Raw genomic sequence first — 17,103 nt, forward strand, 5'->3', positions numbered from 1 at the left:
GCGGCACGCCGGGGGCTGTCGCCGGATATTCCGCCGGTGCTCACGACGTGCCGGCAGGCGTCCCCTGGTGGAAGTACAGCCGCCAGCCCCGGTCCGAGCACCTCCAGAGCGAACTGCGCCTGACAGGACGGCCGTCGGCCTGCGTGGTGTACGTCAGGTGCACGAGGCCCGGGGCCAGCAGCACACCGGACATCCCGGTGGCGACCGTCGGGTCGGGAGCGTCCTCGTCCACCGCGGAGGTGACGGCCAGGATCGATGCCCTGTCGTAGCGCCGTCCGGACGCGCCGAACTCGGTGAATTCCGGGTCGAGGAGTCGGGTCACCGCCTCGGGCGACGCGCGCACGGCCGGATCGAGCAGCCGCAGCTCCCCCTCGATGGCGGCCTGTACGGCCCGTTCCTCCTCGTCGCTTCCCGTCATGCGGAGACCCTAGGACGCGGCGGCCTCGTGCGCACGGCCATTTCGGTGCGTCAGGACAGAACCAGCAGGTCCATCCAGCTGACGGCCGGCCGGTCCGGCTCCTGGGCCGCGGCCCGTCGGAGCCGCCGCATCCCGTGCTCGAACTCCTCGTCGTCGAGAGCGCGGAGTTTCGCGTCGGTGTCCCGGCGGACCCGGTCGGCGAAGGTGGCCAGATCCGGAGCGCTCTCCTGCGGCACCGCGTGCAGCGCGACCCGGGAGAAGCCCGCGGAGGCGAACGCGGCGCAGGTCTCCTCCACGCTCGGGTAACCGTCGACGATCCGCTCCGCACCGGGGAAGAACCGCACGCGCAGGTCCCGCGCGCACCGGCCGGGGAAGGAGTTGCGGATGAGCACCGGGGCGCCGGGCTTCAGCACCCTGCGCAACTCCCGGGCCGCGGCCCGCAGATCATCGATGTGATGGACGACGGAGCCGAGCCACGCCGCGTCCGCACAGTGGTCCGGCACCGGCAGCGCCTCGGCACGACCGTCGAGCGCCTCGATGTCCGCGGTCCGCGGGATCAGCGCGCGCATGGCCGCGGCCGGCTCCACCGCCAGCACCCGCACGCCGAACCAGTCGGCGAACGCGGAGGCGAAGGCCCCCGTGCCCGCCCCGACGTCGACGACGAGGGCACCCGGTGACAGGGCGACCTCGGCCGCCACCGCGGCGCGCCACGCTGTCAGTCCGTCGCGTGGTATCTCCCGGGCGAGTCGGTACTCCTCGGCGAACCGGTGGTCGGCGGCGGTCGCTTCCATGAGCCCTCGTTCCTGCCGTGGCCGGCCGGCCGGACGGACGGACTACGGTCGCGCGGCCCGCCTCGCGGCGGATGCTAGCGAGCCGCCCACCACTTGTCTAGACCAAGCGGCCGGATCGCCGTTCCGCACCCGCGCCCCTCACGGCTCAGTCGGTGAACGATCCATGACGGCCCGCGCCGCCGCCGAACCGGGCGGCGCCCGCCTGCGTCTCCCCCGCCGTCAGCGGCACCAGCCCGTGGCGGTACTCCGCGGCCAGCGCCTCCTGCTCGCCCAGACCGTGCTGTCCGCGCACGGAGAGCCGGTCGTGACGCAGACACAGCTGCGGGAATCCGGAGATCTCCCGGGCCAGGCCCTCCGCGGCGCGCCGGGATTCGCCCGGAGGGACGAGCCGGTTGACCAAACCCATGCCGTACGCCTCCTCGGCCGGTACGGGCCGGCCGGTGAGGATCATGTCCATGGCCCGGCTCTCACCGATGAGGCGCGGCAGCCGTACCGTTCCGCCGTCCACCAGCGGCACGCCCCACCGGCGGCAGAACACCCCGAACACCGCGTCCTGTTCGGCGACCCGCAGGTCGCACCAGGCGGCCAGCTCCAGGCCTCCGGCCACCGCGTGCCCGGCGACCGCGGCGATGACCGGTTTACCGAGCCGCATCCGGGTGGGTCCCATCGGCCCGTCCCCCTCGGCGGTGACGCTGTTGCCGCGTTCGGTGCCGACCGACTTGAGGTCGGCCCCCGAGCAGAACGTGCCGCCCTCGCCCCACAGCACGGCGACCGCCGCATCCGGATCGGCTTCGAAGGTACGGAAGGCGTCGGCGAGCCGGCGCGCGGTCGGGCCGTCGACCGCGTTGCGGGTCTCGGGCCGGGACAGGATCACCGTGAACACCGGGCCGTCGCGTTCGATCCGTACGGCGGGGCTCTCGCTCATCGTTCGCCTTCCCACGGTGCCGGCCGGGCCCTGCGGTGGACCGTACGCGGGCCGCACCTCGCTCCCCTGCACGGTACGGGAGGAGGCACGGCCTCCGGACAGGCCTCCGACAGCCACCGCGACTTCGGCCGGCCGCAGGATCACCGGCCGCTGCTGGTAGCCGTCGGGGCCCGGGCGCCGTTTGGGTGACGCGCGGCCCCGACGGCGAGCGCCTTGCCGGGGAGAGGGTCCAGGCTCGTCTTCCGGACGGTCGCCGTGCTGCTGGTCCGGTCGGTCGGGGCACCCGGTTCACAGAATTCTCACGCAGCCCGGCTACGGTGTCGGGCGTGACGCAGACGAGCCCGCCCGGCTGGCATCCAGACCCCGGGTACACAGGATTTGGTCCCATCCAGGAACGCTGGTGGGACGGCACTCAGTGGACCGATCAGCTCCGGGTCCCGCCGGCCGCGCTCCGCAGCCGACGGATACGCATCGGCGCCGGCATCACCGCGGCCGTGGTGGTCCTCGCCGCCATCGGCGGCGGCGTGTACCTGCTGACGGACGATTCCGGCACGGACAGGAGCACCGCGACGGCCCCGTCCACCTCGCCCTCCCCGGCCCCCAGCCGTCAGCCCGGCGCCCCGGGCGGCAGCGGGGGCGGCGGCGAGAGCCCGGAGCAGCGGCAGCCGCAGGGCGAGGACGGCTACGCGACGGACATGGCCAGCGGCATCAGCATCCCGGTCCCCGACGGCTGGACGGGCGAGTCGGGCATGGGTGCCGGCGTGACCACGGGCACGTACGCCTGCCCCGGGGACAGCGGGGAGAAGTGCGTGCGCGGCGGGGTGTTCTCCGCGCCGGCCGCGGCACTGAAGCTGACCACCAAGACGGCGAAGGCGACGGCCGAGAAGGACATCGCGGCCAACGCCGAGGAGTCCTACGGCGAGAAGATCTACGGCGGCATCACCTCGCACGAGCAGCTGAAGTCCGAGGCGGTCACGGTCGCCGGCCGGCAGGGCTACCGGGTGCGCTGGAAGGTGGTCACGAAGAACGGTGACGACGGGTACGTCGAGTCCCTCGCGTTCCCCTCGCCGCAGGCCGAGGACATGCTGATCGTCGTCCGCTCCGGCTTCGACATCAACTCCAAGGCACCGGCCCTGTCCGTGCTGGACGACATCACCAAGGGCATCAAGGCCGCCACGGGCTTGGGCACCGGCCCGGGCACCAACGCCTGACCGTCGGCCGTGGGGCGCCGCACGGCCCGGGTGAGTACCCGGGCCGTGCGGAATGAGTACGTCGCCCGATCCCCTGCCGGTCCGCCGTTGCTGGAATGGGGTCATGGCTCCCGACGCACCCCGCCCCCGCATGCGGCAGGTGACCCGTACCGGCACCGCGCTGGCCGTCACCCTGGCACCCCTGGTGATCGGCGTCCTGCTGGCCCGCACCACCATGGCCGTGGACCCGTCGACGCAGGTGAACGCGCTGATCACCCGCACCGGTCACGGCCCGGGCGTCACTCCTTCCGAGTGGCGCGGCTGCGGCCGGAGCGCGCTGCGCCGGTGCAGGACGTGGACGCCCCGGACCCGGCGCGGTGCGCACCGCGCCGCGCGCGCGGTCCGCGGTCGCGTCCGGCCCGGCCGGTAGGCCGAGGGGCGCGGCCGCGCGACCAGCTCACTCCCCCAACTCCCGCACCCGGCCCGGGGATTCTGCGGGACGAGGGGCGAGTGCGGTGCGGGAGGTGTGTGCGGTGCGGGACGTGCGTGCGCTACCGCACCCCTTCCGTCCCCGGCCGGCCACAGCGTCGCCACAGGCGGGAAAACCGCTTCCCCCGCGCGTGCGCCGTTCCCTACACTCGCCAGGACATCGCGCGCCGGCATTCCATCGCTGCGCGCGCACCGTGACCATCGAGGGGAGACCTGCCGTGCGCTACCGCACCGCTGTCGTCGTTCCCCTGTCGCGGTACGAGGTGATCCTGGTGTCTACCTCCGCCCGGCGCCGGCTGCGCGGCCGGCCCCGGACCCCCGAGACGAACACCTGAGCCCTGTCCGCCGACTGACGGACCGTCCACACGACGGCGCGCCCGTGCGCCGCGCTGTGGGCGACGGGGTCCCCGCGGCTCCATGAACAGCCGCCGCTTCGTCCGGGCATCGCGCCGTCTTCTTCCGGATCACCCCGAAAGGCACGGACCGTGCGTACCGAACTGCCCCGTCAACTCACCAGCACCCTCAACGCCGTTCGCAACCTGGGCATCCTGGCCCACGTCGACGCCGGCAAGACCACGGTCACCGAGCGGATCCTCTACGCCACCGGCACCACCCACAAGCGCGGCGAGGTTCACGACGGGACGACCATCACCGACTTCGACTCCCAGGAACGCGACCGTGGCATCACCATCTTCGCCGCCGCCGTGAGCTGCGCCTGGGCGGGTCACCGGATCAATCTGATCGACACCCCGGGGCACGTCGACTTCGCCGACGAGGTCGAGCGCTCGCTGCGCGTACTGGACGGCGCGATCGCCGTGTTCGACGCGGTGGCCGGTGTGGAACCGCAGAGTGAGTCGGTGTGGCGCCAGGCCGACCGGCACGCCGTGCCGCGCATCGCGTTCGTCAACAAGCTCGACCGGACCGGCGCCGACCTCGACACGGCCGTGGCGTCGATCCGGGAACGGCTCCACACGGTCCCGCTGGTGGTCCAGCTGCCGATCGGCCGCGAGGAGCGGTTCTGCGGAATGGTGGACCTGATCCGCATGCGGGCACTCGTCTGGGCGGACGGCCGCGACACGTACGAGGAAGGGGACGTACCCGATGAGCTGCGGGACGAAGCGCGGCGGCGCCGTCGGCTGCTGGAGGAAACGGTGGCCGAGCTCCACCCGGCCGCGCTGGAGGAGTTCTGCGCGCGGTCGGCGCTCTCCGAGCGGACCCTCGCCGGAGCGCTGCGCGACCTGACCCGTACCGGTGAGGGTGTCGTGGTGCTGTGCGGCTCGGCCTACCGCAACCGGGGTGTCGAGCCCCTGCTGGAGGCCGTCGTGGCCTACCTGCCCTCCCCGCTGGACGTGCCGCCCGTGCGGGGCGCGCTCGGCGACGCGGTGCAGGAGCGGGCCGCCGATCCCGCGGCGCCGTTCGCCGCGCTGGCGTTCAAGGTCAGCGCGACGGCGACGGGCCGGCTGACCTATCTGCGCGTGTACTCGGGAACCGTGAGGAAGGGGGAAACGGTGCTGGACGCCGGCGCCCGGCGCAGCGAACGCATCGGCCGCATCCTGCGGGTCCAGGCGGACCGGCACGTCGACGTCGACACGGCGGTGGCCGGGGACATCGTCGCCGTCATCGGCCCCAAGGCCGCCCGGGCCGGTGCCACCCTGTGCGCGGCGGACGCCCCGCTGGTCCTCGAACCGCCGGCGGTGGCCGATCCGGTCGTGTCGGTGGCGGTCGAGGCCCGGCGGAGCACCGATGCGGAGCGCTTGACGGCTGCGCTCGTCCGGCTGGTCGAGGAGGATCCGTCGCTCGCGGTGCGGACGGACTCCGAGACGGGTCAGATCGTGCTCTCGGGCATGGGCGAACTGCATCTGGAGGTGGCCGTCGAGAAGGTCCGGCGCGCTCACGGGCTGGACGTCCGGGTCGGCCGGCCGCAGGTCGCCTACCGGGAGACGGTCGCCCGCGGTGTGTCCGGTCTGGTCTACCGGCACGTCAAACAGGACGGAGGGGCGGGGCAGTTCGCCCATGTCGTCATCGACGTCGAGCCGTGGGAGGACGACGCCGGCGGCAACGACGGTGCGGGCGCGGTGGAGTTCGTGTTCCGTTCGGCCGTCGTCGGCGGCCGGGTTCCGCAGGAGTACGTCCGGGCGGTCGAGGCCGGCTGCCGGGACGCCCTGGTGGAGGGCCCCCTCGGCGGGCACCCGGTGACCGGCGTGCGGGTGACGCTGACCGACGGTGCCACGCACCCGAAGGACTCCTCGGAGATGGCGTTCCGTACGGCCGGACGGTTCGCACTGCGCGAGGCGCTGCGCTCGTGCGCGATGGTGCTGCTGGAACCCGTCGTCGAGGTCACGGCGACCGTGCCCGACGATGCCGTGGGCGGGGTGCTCGGCGATCTGGCCGCCCGGCGCGGCCGGGTGTCCGGGTCCACCGCGCGGGCGGGTGCCGCGGTGATCACCGCGACCGTGCCGCTGGCCGAGCTGTTCGGCTACGCGACCCGGCTGCGGAGCCGGACGCAGGGCCGGGGCACGTTCACCACCCGGGCCACCGGCTACGCCCCGGCGCCGGCCTCGGTGTCCGGCGCCCAGCCCGGCCGGTGAGCCGACGGGGGCCGGGACCGCCCGAGAGGGAGGGACCGGCCCCCGTCCGGGACCGCGGAGAAGGCCGGTGGCCCGCCCGTTCGTGCGAGCGGGCCACCGGGGTTCGAAGGACCGGGGATCAGGCCACCGGTGCGGGGTAGGTCGGGTACTCCACGCCGGAGACGTGCTGCACGACCCGGATGACCTGGCACGAGTAGCCGAACTCGTTGTCGTACCAGAGGTAGAGGATCGCGTTGTCGCCGTCGACCTGGGTGGGGCCCGCGTCGACGATGGAGGCGTGGCGTGAGCCGATGAAGTCGCTCGACACCGCGTCAGGTGCGGTCGTGAAGTCGATCTGGCGCTTGAGCGGCGAGGTGAGCGACACGTCGCGCAGGTAGTCCAGGACCTCGTCGCGCGTGGTCTCGCGGCCGAGCTTCAGGCTGAGGATCGCGATCGAGACGTCCGGCACCGGCACGCGGATGGAGCTGCCCGTGATCGTGGCCTCGAGCTCGGGGAGCGCCTTCGCGACGGCGGAGGCGGCCCCGGTCTCGGTGATGACCATGTTGAGGGGCGCGGAGCGGCCGCGACGGTCGGAGCTGTGGTAATTGTCCAGCAGGTTCTGGTCGTTGGTGAACGAGTGGATGGTCTCCACGTGCCCGCGCAGGACCCCGTACTCGTCCGCCATGGCCTTCAGCGGCGGGACGATCGCGTTGGTGGTGCAGGAGGCGCAGGAGATGATCTGCTCGTCCGGCTTGATCTTGTCGTGGTTGACGCCGTGCACGACGTTGAGGACGTCACCCTTGCCCGGCGCCGTCAGGACGACCTTGTCGATGCCCGGGCGCAGGTGGTTGGCCAGACCCTCACGATCGCGCCACTTCCCGGTGTTGTCGATCAGGATGGCGTCGTCGATGCCGTACGCCGTGTAGTCCACGGACGTCGGGTCGTCGGAGTAGATCACCTGGATCTCGTTGCCGTTGGCGATGATCTTGTTGTTCGCCTCGTCGACGGTGATCGTGCCCTGGAACTGTCCGTGGATGGAGTCGCGGCGCAGCAGCGAGGCGCGCTTCACGATGTCCTGGCCCGCGCCCTTGCGGACGACGATGGCGCGCAGCCGCAGACCGTTGCCGGAGCCGGCCTTCTCGATGAGCAGCCGGGCGAGAAGGCGGCCGATGCGGCCGAAGCCGTACAGCACGACATCGCGGGACTCACGGCGCTCGATCTTGTTGGCCCCGGTGGCGCCGGCGACGGCGCCGGCGGTGAACTCCGCCTCGGAGAGGCCGCGGTCGTCGCTCTTGTACATCGCGGCGAGCATGCCGATGTCGATCTGGGAGGGGCCGAGATCGAGGGTGGTGAGCGCCTGGAGGAACGGCAGGGTCTCGGTGACCGAGAGCTCCGCGCCGTCGATCTGCCGGGCGAATCGGTGGGTCTTGAGGATGCTCACCACCGACTTGTTCACCAGGGAGCGGCTGTGCAGGAGGACGGTGACGTCCCTCTCGCGGTGCAGCTTCCCGATGATCGGGATCATCGACTCCGCGATCTCTTCGCGGTGCATCCAGTTGGTGAACGAGTCGTCATTGACAGTCACAGGTTTATCTTTCGAGCTAGGCGGCGCTCATATGGTAACCCGTCGCTCTTTCGATCATTCAAACGGTGGTGCCCGACGATCACGGCAGGGCGCACGGCGCACCCGCGCCGGAACGCGAGCGCTCCCACGCGCACGTGATGCCGGCCGCCGCGACGGCCGGGGCCGCGCGCGCACCCGCCGGGACGCCGGCGTCGAACAGCACGCCCGGCATGGGGGGTGAGCCGGCCGCCCTGCAGCCGGGCCGCGCGCAGCGCCACGGGCGAGCTCACCCGCATCGGCGCCGAGCACGATCTGTCCCTCACCCTGCTGCGCGTGCTCGGCATCCTGCGCGACGGACGCCCCCGCATGAGCAACCTGGCGGCTTTCCTGGGCCTGGACAAGTCGACCCTGTCCGGCCTCATCGACCGCGCGGAGCGACGGGGGCTGCTGACACGCGCCGCCAGCCCCGAGGACAAGCGCGCCGTGGTCGACCTGATCACCGACGCGGGCCGCGCGCTCAACGAGCGCATGTACGAGGAGGTGCGGGAGGCGCTCGCGCCGGCCACCGGCAGACTCGAGCCGCTGCAACGGCGACAGCTCGCACAGCTCCTCGAGCCCGTCCTCACCCCGCCCCTGCCGCTCACGCCGCGGCGCCTCCCGCACTGAGCGAGCGGGCGCACGCTCCGGCCGGCAGGGCGGCACGCGGGGGCAGGGCCACGGACGACGGCCTCGCAGCGGAGCCTTGTTTCTTTCAAGGGCTCCGCTGACCCGCGCGGTACGGCCGCACCGGGGACCGGCCCGCCGGCCCGCCCGGACCCCGACGAACCGCACGCGACCGCCCTGCGGCCGGCTCTGCCGCCACACCTCCACCCGCGGCCGCCTCCCACAGGGCCGGGTCAGCCCGGCAGCGAGTCCAGCCAGTCCGTCAGGATCCGGGTGACCTCGTCGGGCCGCTCCTGCTGGATCCAGTGGCCGCAGCCGTCCAGGATGTGCGAGGCGCTCAGGCCCGGCAGTGTCGTCGGGTACGCGGCGAGGGCGTCGGCCAACCACATGGTGGAGGCGTCCAGGGAGCCGCCGACGAAGAGCGAGGGCTGGGTGACGGGCGCACCGTCGAAAGCGGCGAGATCCTCCCAGTCCCGGTCCATGTTGCGGTAGCGGTTGAGTGCGCCGCTCAGGCCCGTACGCTCGAACTCTCCTGCGTAGAAGTCGAGTTGCTCCTCACCCAGCCAGTCGGGGCGGCCTGTCGGGAACCGTTCGCGCAACGTCCCCCCGCGGCCGGCGAAGTGCGGGTCCGGTGCGTCGCCCGGGGGCATGGTGTCGGCGGAGAGAGCGGCGTAGAAGCCGGCGAGCCAGCCACGGACGTCCGGTTCGATCTCCGCCTCGGCCACTCCGGGCTCCTGGAAGCGCGAGACGTAGAACTCCTCGTCCCCGCCCATTCCCGCGAAGACCTCACTGGGCCGCGGACCGCCGCGCGGGGTGTACGGCACGCTGAGCAACCCGACCGCCCGGAAGACGTCCGGCCGGACGAGGGCGGAGTTCGCCGCGATCGTCGCCCCCCAGTCGTGGCCGACGACCACCGCGTTCCGCTCGCCGAGCGCGTGCACCACGGCGACGTTGTCCTCGATCAGTTCGAGCATCCGGTACGCGGCGATGTCCTCGGGCCGGGAGGAACGGCCGTAACCCCGCACGTCCACGGCGACCGCCCGGTATCCGGCGGCGGCCAGCGCCGGCAGTTGGGCGCGCCAGGAGTACCAGGACTCGGGGAAACCGTGCACCAGCAGCACCAGCGGTCCCGTGCCCTGTTCCACCAGGTGGATCCGGCCTGCGGGCGAGGGCACCATGCGGTGCGTGAGGGCGGGCTCGGGCTGCTGCGGCATGCTTCCTCCACGACTGTCGGCCGACGCCGGTCACTACCGGTCGTCCGGCTCGGGACACGATCATGGGACGCCCTCGGGAGGGGCCGCGAGTTCTGTTGCCGTACCGGCAAAATCGGCAGGCCCGCGTACCCGGTGCGGGGTACGCGGGCCTCCCTGACGGCCTCGCCCGCGACAGCGAGCGGGCTCCCGAGGTCGTCGTCGCCGGTCAGTTGTAGCCGAAGCCCGCCGGCAGCGGGGACTGCCGGAACAGACGGGCGGGGACGGCGTCCGCCAGGGTCCGGTAGCCCGCGGGGTTCAGATGGAGATGATCACCGACGTCCAGCGAGGCGCTGAGGGCACGGGGGTTCTGGGGGTCACGGGCGGCTCGGTCGAAGTCGATCACCCCGTCGAAGCGGCCGCTGGTGCGGATCCAGGAATTGACCGTCTGCCGGGCCCCCTCGCGGTAGCCGTCCGGGTCGTCGTACCCGGTGTTGCCTCCGAAGGGGGTCAGCGTGGCCCCGTACACCCGGATCCCCAGCGCGTGGGCCCTGGTGATGATCTGGTCGTACGCCGCGATGACGTCGGCGGCCGTCTGCTTCTGGGCGGCGGGGGTGGCGGCCGCCGTCCCGATGTCGTTGACGCCCTCGAAGACGATCAGCCGGTCGACGCCGCTCTGGGACAGAACGTCGCGGTCCAGCCGGGCCAGTCCGTTCGGCCCCAGGCCGTCGTTGAGCAGGCGGTTGCCGCCGGCCGCCTGATTGACGACCGACGTCCGCACCTGGCCCGAGCCGGCCGCCAGCCGCTGCTGGAGTACGTCCGGCCAGCGGTCGTTCCCGTTGGTGGTCGAGCCCCGCCCGTCGGTCAGCGAGTCGCCGAGCACGGCCGTCGCCGATGTGCTGCTCCTCGACCACGCCTCGACACCGCTGAGGAGGTACCAGTGGTCGGCGGTGGCGGCCCCGGGAAGATCCTGGTCCTGCACATGGTCGCCGGACCGGAGGTACGACGTCGTACGGGAACCGGGGTGCGAAGTGAGGGCGGTCGACGCCTGCCCGGTGGCCAGGTAGGCCGTCACCGTCAGGTTGGAGCCGGGCTCGAGCCGGAAGTCCAGGGGATCGGAGACGGCCTGCGCACCGGCCGGGACCGCCACGGAGGAGGCGCCCCCGAAGGTCACCCGGCGCGTGCTCCCCTCCCGGATGGCGCCCGTTCCGGCCCGGCCCTCGAACGGCAGCGCCACGGACACCTTGGTGAGGGGCAGCACCGCACCGCCGAACGCGTTGGAGAACCGCAGTCGGATGTGGTCACCGCCCGCCGAGACGTGGACGGTCTGCCGCAGCGTCGTGTCCGTCAGGACGGAGTCGGCCTGGGTGAACGGCGCCGGCGGCATGTTGGACGGCTCCGTCAGCTGCGGCATCGACGTCCACGCCGCCACCCAGTGCGCGTTCCGCTCCTGGGGCCCGGGTGCGTGGTCCGCCCGCGCCGGCCCTGCCGCTTCCGGGGCCCCGAGCGCCGGCGAGACGGCGGCGAGGGAGGCGAAGAGCGCTCCCGCGGTGATCAGGCTGATCAGTGACGATCTTCGGTTCATGGATGTGTTCCCTCTGTGCGGTGGGGAAACGGGATGACACGCAAAGCGTCCACGTACGCGGATGGCGTCCCTATCCATGCGCCCGCCGGACCACGCGGCAGGCTAGCCCCTCCGATAATTGCGGTCAATCATTCGAAATGTTTCGCCGCGCTCCTGCAAGAGCTTCACACCGTTCCGTCCGCGATGTCCCGCCCACGGCCGGCCCCGCACCCGGCCCCACGGGCGCCACACCGCGGACACGACAGCGCCGGCTCCCGCGCGATGCGGGAACCGGCGCAGATTCCGTACGTGTACTACGGGTTGACGCAGCCGATCGACCCGACCGGGAAGTTGTTGCCGGTCGATGTCGCCGTGAACCCGAAGGTGACGCTTCCCTCCGGTGGGATGGTCCGGTTGTAGTCGGCGTTCTTGACGGTGAGCGTGCCGTCGGACCCCGTGGTCAGCACGCCGTTCCACACACTGCTGACCTTGGCGCCCGCACCTGGCGTCCACCGCACGGCCCAGCCGTCACGTGCCGTCGTGCCGTGGTTCATGACCTCGACGGAGCCCTGGAAGCCCCCGCTCCAGGAGTTGGTCACGCTGTAGACGGCCATGCACCCGGTGTGCGGGTCCGTCGGGTCGGTGGGGTCGGTCGGGTCGGTCGGGGTGGGCGTCGGGTCCGGAGTCGGGGTACCCCCCGAGCCGCGGATGCCGGTCACCTCACCGTGGCCGCCGTCGAAGACGACGTCGGAGCAGGAGAAGAAGTTCTCCTGACTGTCCGAGCGGACCCACTGGATGAACATCACCGCGTCACCCGAGCGGCCCGAGGGCAGGGCCAGATTCCAGTAGTAGTGGCCACCGTCCGTGCCCGGCGAGCCCGTCATCGGCGGGTTGGTGACGGTCTGGATCAGCTCCAGGTCGTCCCAGCCCAGTTCGGTGCTGGGCGAGTAGCCGGGCTTGGACAGGTACACGCGGAACGATCCGGGGTGCGCCGCCCAGTTGCTGTGCTTGACCTCGATCGTGTTCCCGGACGTCAGGTGCGTGCGCGGCCAGTCGCTGCGGGCGGCGTTGTATCCGGTGAAGTTGTACGGCGACCGGTTGCCGGCGCTGCACAGCGTTCCGTCCGGGACGTAGCCCTGCCCTCGCCCGCCCGCGTTGGAGTCGAGCACGGCGAACCAGTTGTACAGGGAGCTCGCGCCGCTTTCGTTGAGCGCGGCCTTGCACGCCGGGTTGGTCGGGTCCAGGGCGCCGGTGCTGGTCTGCGAATCCAGCCAGCAGAGGTAGGTACGCGAACCCGGCGTCATCGTCACGCCGTGCGCCTGTGCGTTGCCCTGGCCCAGTAAGGTCAGGGCGATTCCCCCGAGCAGTGTCGCGAACACCGCTACCAGGGAAGCAAGTTGCTTTCTGCGTCGAGCCATGGTGTCTCCTGTGCCTGTGTGGGGACTGTCTTCCGGTAGGGCCTGGCTCCTCTCCTGCGGTCGCCGTCCGTGAGGGGCCCTCGCCCGTGCGGGCGCCATGCCCGCACGAGGGCGAGGGACCCGGGTGCGGCCGGGTGGGTCGGGCGGGCGGTTCGCCCGGGCGAGCATGATGGAGAGGGATGCGGGGACGGCCGGGGCGCCGGTCCTGGGCGCGACGGCCGGCGTCTGCGGGTGTACGGCTGCGGGCGCCGGCCTCACCGGAGGCGGACCGGCCGGGCGGGGACCACCTGGGCTGCGTGCCGCGGGTGTGAAGGGGTGCGGGGGGACCCGCGCCCTGCGCGACGGGGAGACAGCACGGCGGGCCCCGGATCCATGCGGATCAGACCAGGCACGACCGGCGCCGTGGGGGGCGAGCCGGGGCGCGGCGGTGGCGGTGAGGGTCGCGCCGGGCGGGGTGAGCGGTGCGGGGGCCGTGCGGTAGCGCTCGCATGCGGGGCCTCTCTGGGGGAGGAAGGACCGGATGGGGCGACGAAGGCTCGGGAAGCACTCGACGCCTTACCGCTGGGAGCGCTCCCATTCAATGGTTCGTAGGGACTGTAGAAGTTAGCCGTGTCCCTGACAACCCCTCGGCCCGGAAATGTGTCGCACGGATTACGGCAAGGTGCTTCACGGTCGGCGAACAAAAAGGGGGCCGCTTCTCGGGACCGGTCAACCCCGTTGGGAGCGCTCCCGCTACGGCCTCCTGGGAAGGGATCCGGCAACCTCGGCACCGGGCCGCGACCGACCCCCGGGCAGCCGTCGGCCCGGCTGTCACGGCAACGCCCCGCGGCCCTGCCGTCACGGCGACGGGCCCATGCCCGCGCCCCCACCCCTGGCCCCGGCCCCGCCGTCACATAGCGGCCCCCGGACCGATCCGACACCGCGACGGGCCCTTCGTCACCGTGGTCGGCCGGCGGACCGACGCCTCAGGCCGAGTCCCGCACCACCAGCCGCGTACGGAGGATCACGTGGCGCCAGGCCACCTCCGGCTCGTCCATCTCCTCCAGCAGCAGCCGCACCATGGTCCGGCCGATCTCCTCCATCGGCTGGCGGACGGTCGTCAGCGCCGGCTCGGCCTGCTCCGCCAGCTCGAAGTCGTCGAAGCCGACCACCGCCACGTCCTGCGGCACCCGGCGTCCCGCCGCGTGCAGCGCGGCCAGCGCCCCGGCGGCCATGCTGTCGGACGCGGCGAAGACGCCGTCGACCTCGGGGTGCCGCTCAATGAGGCCGGCCATCGCCCGCCGCCCGCTGGCCTCGGTGAAGTCGCCCTGAACGACCAGCGACGGCGCCTCTTCTAGGCCCGCGTCTCTCAGCGCTTCCTTGTATCCGCGCAGTCTGCACTGGGCGACGTACATCTCGGGCGGGCCCGTGATGGTGGCGATGGCCCTCCGCCCGCCATCCACCAGATGACCGACCGCGGCCCGCGCACCGCCCACGTTGTCCGCGTCCACATAGGTCACCCGCTCCTCGCCCGAGCGCCTGCCCAGCAGCACCGTGGGCAGTCCGGCGTCGGCGAGCATGTCCGGCAGTCGGTCGCCCGCCGGCACGGACATCAGCAGCGCCCCGTCCACCCGTCCCCCGCGCACGTACTCCACGAGCCGCTGCCGCTCGGTGTCCGTGTGCACGAGCGTGAGCAGCAGTTGCACCCCCGCCTCCGTGAGGGCGTCCCCGACCGCGCGCGCGACCTCCGAGAAGAACGGCTCCCCGAACAGCTTCCAGTCCGACTTCGTCATCACCAGGGCGACGGCGTCCGCACGCCGCCCGGCCAGTGAGCGCGCGGCGAGGTTGGGCACGTAGTCCAGTTCGTCGATGGCGCGCTGCACGGCACGGCGTGTGGACGCCTTGACTCCTGACGCGTTGTTGATCACCCGGGAGACCGTGCCCCGCCCTACTCCGGCAAGGGCGGCCACCTCTTCCAGTGTCGGTGTGCCGGAACTCCGCTTCAGCATGCTCCCACCCCCCTGAACACCCGATCCTACGACCCGGCGGGTGCTCGGCCGACTGTTCCGGCGGACCGTTCGCGATCACGGACCGGCTCGTGGTGGCGGTGTCCCCCGCCGACGACCGGGGCCGGTCCCGGCGCGGGCCCCGTGGGCGGCAGCGGCGGCGAATCGTGTCCAACCGCTTGACGGCGCGTCTCGCGACCCCCGAGATTGGGAGCGCTCCCAATTCTGCGGTGCCCCACCGGCCCACCCTGAACCGGACTGCGCCGAGATGGCCCCCGCATACCAGGCGGGGACGGTCGCCCTCGCGCCACCGGCTTCGGGAGCGCTCCCATCGCGTCGTTCCCACGTCATACATGGAGGAATGCTGTGAAACGCCTATTGGCTCTACTGGCGACCTGCGCGACGATTCTGGGCCTTACGGCCGCGTTCGGTCCGCAGGCGGTGGCTGCCGCGGGATGCAAGGTCGACTACACGGTCACCAGCCAGTGGCAGGGCGGCTTCCAGGCCGGAGTGAAGGTCACCAACCTGGGCGATCCCGTCAGCGGGTGGACGCTCTCGTACACCCTGCCGGACGCCGGGCAGAAGGTCGTCCAGGGCTGGAACGCCACCTGGACACAGTCCGGTTCAACGGTCACCGCCGTCGGCATCGACTGGAACCGCACGCTGGCCACCGGTGCGGCGACCGATCTGGGACTGGTGGGCTCCTTCACGGGCGGCAACCCGACGCCCACGGCGTTCAAACTGAACGGCGTCGCGTGCACGGGCTCCGTCGACGGAACCACTCCGCCCGACCCGGGCGGCGGCACTCCCGGCACCGACGGCACCCCGGTGGGCATCAACGGGCAGCTGCACGTGTGCGGCGTGAACCTGTGCAACCAGTACAACCGCCCCGTGCAGCTGCGCGGGATGAGCACGCACGGCATCCAGTGGTTCAGCCAGTGCTACAACAACGCCTCGGTGGACGCCCTGGCCAAGGACTGGAAGGCCGACCTGCTGCGTATCGCCATGTACGTCCAGGAGACCGGGTACGAGACCGATCCGGCGGGCTTCACCAGTCGGGTGAACGGCCTGGTCGACATGGCCGAGGCGCGCGGCATGTACGCGATGATCGATTTCCACACGCTGACGCCGGGCGACCCGAACTACAACCTCGACCGGGCGAAGACGTTCTTCGCGTCCGTCGCGGCCCGCAACGCGGCCAAGAAGAACGTGATCTACGAGATCGCCAACGAGCCCAACGGCGTGAGCTGGGCGGCCGTCAAGAGCTACGCGGAACAGGTCATCCCGGTGATCCGTGCCGCCGACCCGGACGCCGTCGTCATCGTCGGAACGCGCGGCTGGTCCTCGCTGGGAGTCTCGGACGGCTCCAACGAGAGCGAGGTCGTCAACAACCCCGTCAACGCCACCAACATCATGTACGCGTTCCACTTCTACGCCGCGAGCCACAAGGACTCCTACCGCGCCACACTGAGCCGGGCGGCTTCCCGACTGCCCATGTTCGTCACCGAGTTCGGTACGGTGAGCGCCACCGGCGGCGGAGCGATGGACCGGGCGAGCACGACGGCCTGGCTCGACCTGCTCGATCAGCTGAAGATCGGCTACGCGAACTGGACCTATTCCGACGCCTCCGAGAGCAGCGCGGCCTTCCGGCCCGGCACCTGCGACGGCGGCGACTACAGCAGCAGCGGCGTGCTGACCGAGTCAGGGGCACTGATCAAGAGCCGGATCAGCACCCCGGACAGCTTCCCCACCAGCTGACCGGCCGCGGGGCTCCGGCGCGGCCGGGGCCCCGCCCGACGCTGACACCGCCCCGCTCGTCCTCCGCCCTGACGCCGCCCGGAGCGGCGCTCCCCGCCCGCCTCGGCCCGCATCTCGCCCCCGCCGAGCCCGGAATCATCACCTGCTGGGGCCGGCAGCTACGGGCGCCGGTCCCCGACCGGTCCCGACCGGTCCCCAGAAATGATCGAGGGCCGGTTTCGGATTGCTCCGAAACCGGCCCTGACCTGCGACTGTCTCCAGTCGGGACGACAGGATTCGAACCGGCGACCCCTTGACCCCAGGAGTAAGGGTCAGGGGCATTTTCCGGATATAGCAGACTTAATCCGGGTGCATATCGTGCACGTGGCGGCCCGTCGTGCACCATCGTGCATGCCGTGTGGTCCCCACCTGGTGCCCATCAAGCGGCTGCTGTTCTGCCATCAGGCAGGCGCCTTCGTGAGGCGGCAGCTGGCGAGCAGCTGTGCTGAGACGAACAGGTGGGGGTGAGCAGCTGATCCTCGACTACGCGATATCAGACGGGTCCGACAATCGAACGGGACGGCCGCTAAGTTTCCGTCGCG

Annotated in this window: 13 protein-coding genes; 5 read left to right on the forward strand and 8 right to left on the reverse strand. The window is 72.0% G+C overall.

Annotated features, from left to right (window positions below; translation table 11 throughout):
* Positions 1-40: 40 nt before the first annotated feature.
* From ABZ454_RS27460 to ABZ454_RS27470, 3 genes are all read right to left on the reverse strand, one after another.
* Entirely contained in the window at positions 41-418 is a 378-nt protein-coding gene (locus ABZ454_RS27460) for a DUF4440 domain-containing protein (protein ID WP_359541797.1), read from the reverse strand.
* A 50-nt stretch (positions 419-468) separates the two neighbouring features.
* A complete protein-coding gene (locus ABZ454_RS27465) occupies positions 469-1,209 on the reverse strand; it encodes a class I SAM-dependent methyltransferase (RefSeq protein WP_359541800.1) in 741 nt (246 codons plus the stop codon).
* Between the two features lie 145 nt (positions 1,210-1,354).
* Entirely contained in the window at positions 1,355-2,134 is a 780-nt protein-coding gene (locus ABZ454_RS27470) for a crotonase/enoyl-CoA hydratase family protein (protein WP_359541802.1), read from the reverse strand.
* A gap of 326 nt (positions 2,135-2,460) precedes the next feature.
* On the opposite strand from ABZ454_RS27470, the gene ABZ454_RS27475 reads away from it, so the two are divergent.
* The 3 genes from ABZ454_RS27475 (at position 2,461) to fusA (ending at position 6,401) form a co-directional block, all read left to right on the forward strand.
* Positions 2,461-3,345 carry a DUF2510 domain-containing protein gene (locus ABZ454_RS27475; protein WP_359541804.1) on the forward strand — a complete coding sequence of 295 codons (885 nt, stop codon included), beginning with the start codon at positions 2,461-2,463 and terminating at the stop codon, positions 3,343-3,345.
* Positions 3,346-3,448: 103 nt separating this feature from the next.
* A complete protein-coding gene (locus ABZ454_RS27480; RefSeq protein WP_356324635.1) occupies positions 3,449-3,754 on the forward strand; it encodes a hypothetical protein in 306 nt (101 codons plus the stop codon).
* Positions 3,755-4,298: 544 nt separating this feature from the next.
* Positions 4,299-6,401 (forward strand): elongation factor G, encoded by a 2,103-nt coding sequence (fusA, locus tag ABZ454_RS27485; protein ID WP_359541807.1) that lies wholly within the window; start codon positions 4,299-4,301, stop codon positions 6,399-6,401.
* Positions 6,402-6,519: 118 nt separating this feature from the next.
* Here the strand turns inward: fusA and ABZ454_RS27490 are convergent, their stop codons facing one another.
* Positions 6,520-7,965: a glyceraldehyde-3-phosphate dehydrogenase gene (locus tag ABZ454_RS27490; protein ID WP_356324631.1), complete on the reverse strand. Its 1,446-nt coding sequence runs from the start codon at positions 7,963-7,965 to the stop codon at positions 6,520-6,522.
* Positions 7,966-8,181: 216 nt separating this feature from the next.
* On the opposite strand from ABZ454_RS27490, the gene ABZ454_RS27495 reads away from it, so the two are divergent.
* Positions 8,182-8,610 (forward strand): MarR family transcriptional regulator, encoded by a 429-nt coding sequence (locus ABZ454_RS27495; protein WP_359541811.1) that lies wholly within the window; start codon positions 8,182-8,184, stop codon positions 8,608-8,610.
* A 230-nt stretch (positions 8,611-8,840) separates the two neighbouring features.
* On the opposite strand, the gene ABZ454_RS27500 is transcribed toward ABZ454_RS27495, so the two are convergent.
* The 4 genes from ABZ454_RS27500 to ABZ454_RS27515 all read right to left on the reverse strand — a co-directional run bounded on the left by ABZ454_RS27500 (position 8,841) and on the right by ABZ454_RS27515 (position 14,767).
* Positions 8,841-9,821 (reverse strand): alpha/beta hydrolase, encoded by a 981-nt coding sequence (locus ABZ454_RS27500; protein ID WP_359541813.1) that lies wholly within the window; start codon positions 9,819-9,821, stop codon positions 8,841-8,843.
* A gap of 205 nt (positions 9,822-10,026) precedes the next feature.
* Entirely contained in the window at positions 10,027-11,382 is a 1,356-nt protein-coding gene (locus ABZ454_RS27505; protein ID WP_359541816.1) for an SGNH/GDSL hydrolase family protein, read from the reverse strand.
* Between the two features lie 293 nt (positions 11,383-11,675).
* The gene (locus tag ABZ454_RS27510) at positions 11,676-12,779 is read right to left on the reverse strand and encodes a lytic polysaccharide monooxygenase (RefSeq protein ID WP_359541818.1); all 1,104 of its coding nucleotides are present in this window, start codon (positions 12,777-12,779) and stop codon (positions 11,676-11,678) included.
* Positions 12,780-13,744: 965 nt separating this feature from the next.
* On the reverse strand, positions 13,745-14,767 hold the full coding sequence (locus ABZ454_RS27515) for a LacI family DNA-binding transcriptional regulator (protein WP_359541820.1): 1,023 nt from the start codon (positions 14,765-14,767) through the stop codon (positions 13,745-13,747).
* 363 nt (positions 14,768-15,130) lie between these two features.
* Here ABZ454_RS27515 and ABZ454_RS27520 point away from each other — a divergent pair, with 363 nt between their 5' ends.
* Entirely contained in the window at positions 15,131-16,522 is a 1,392-nt protein-coding gene (locus tag ABZ454_RS27520; protein WP_356324619.1) for a cellulase family glycosylhydrolase, read from the forward strand.
* The last annotated feature ends 581 nt before the right edge of the window (positions 16,523-17,103 follow it).

Origin of the sequence: Streptomyces sp. NPDC005803 (genome assembly GCF_040630435.1) — a bacterium.
In the GTDB taxonomy this organism is placed as follows: domain Bacteria; phylum Actinomycetota; class Actinomycetes; order Streptomycetales; family Streptomycetaceae; genus Streptomyces.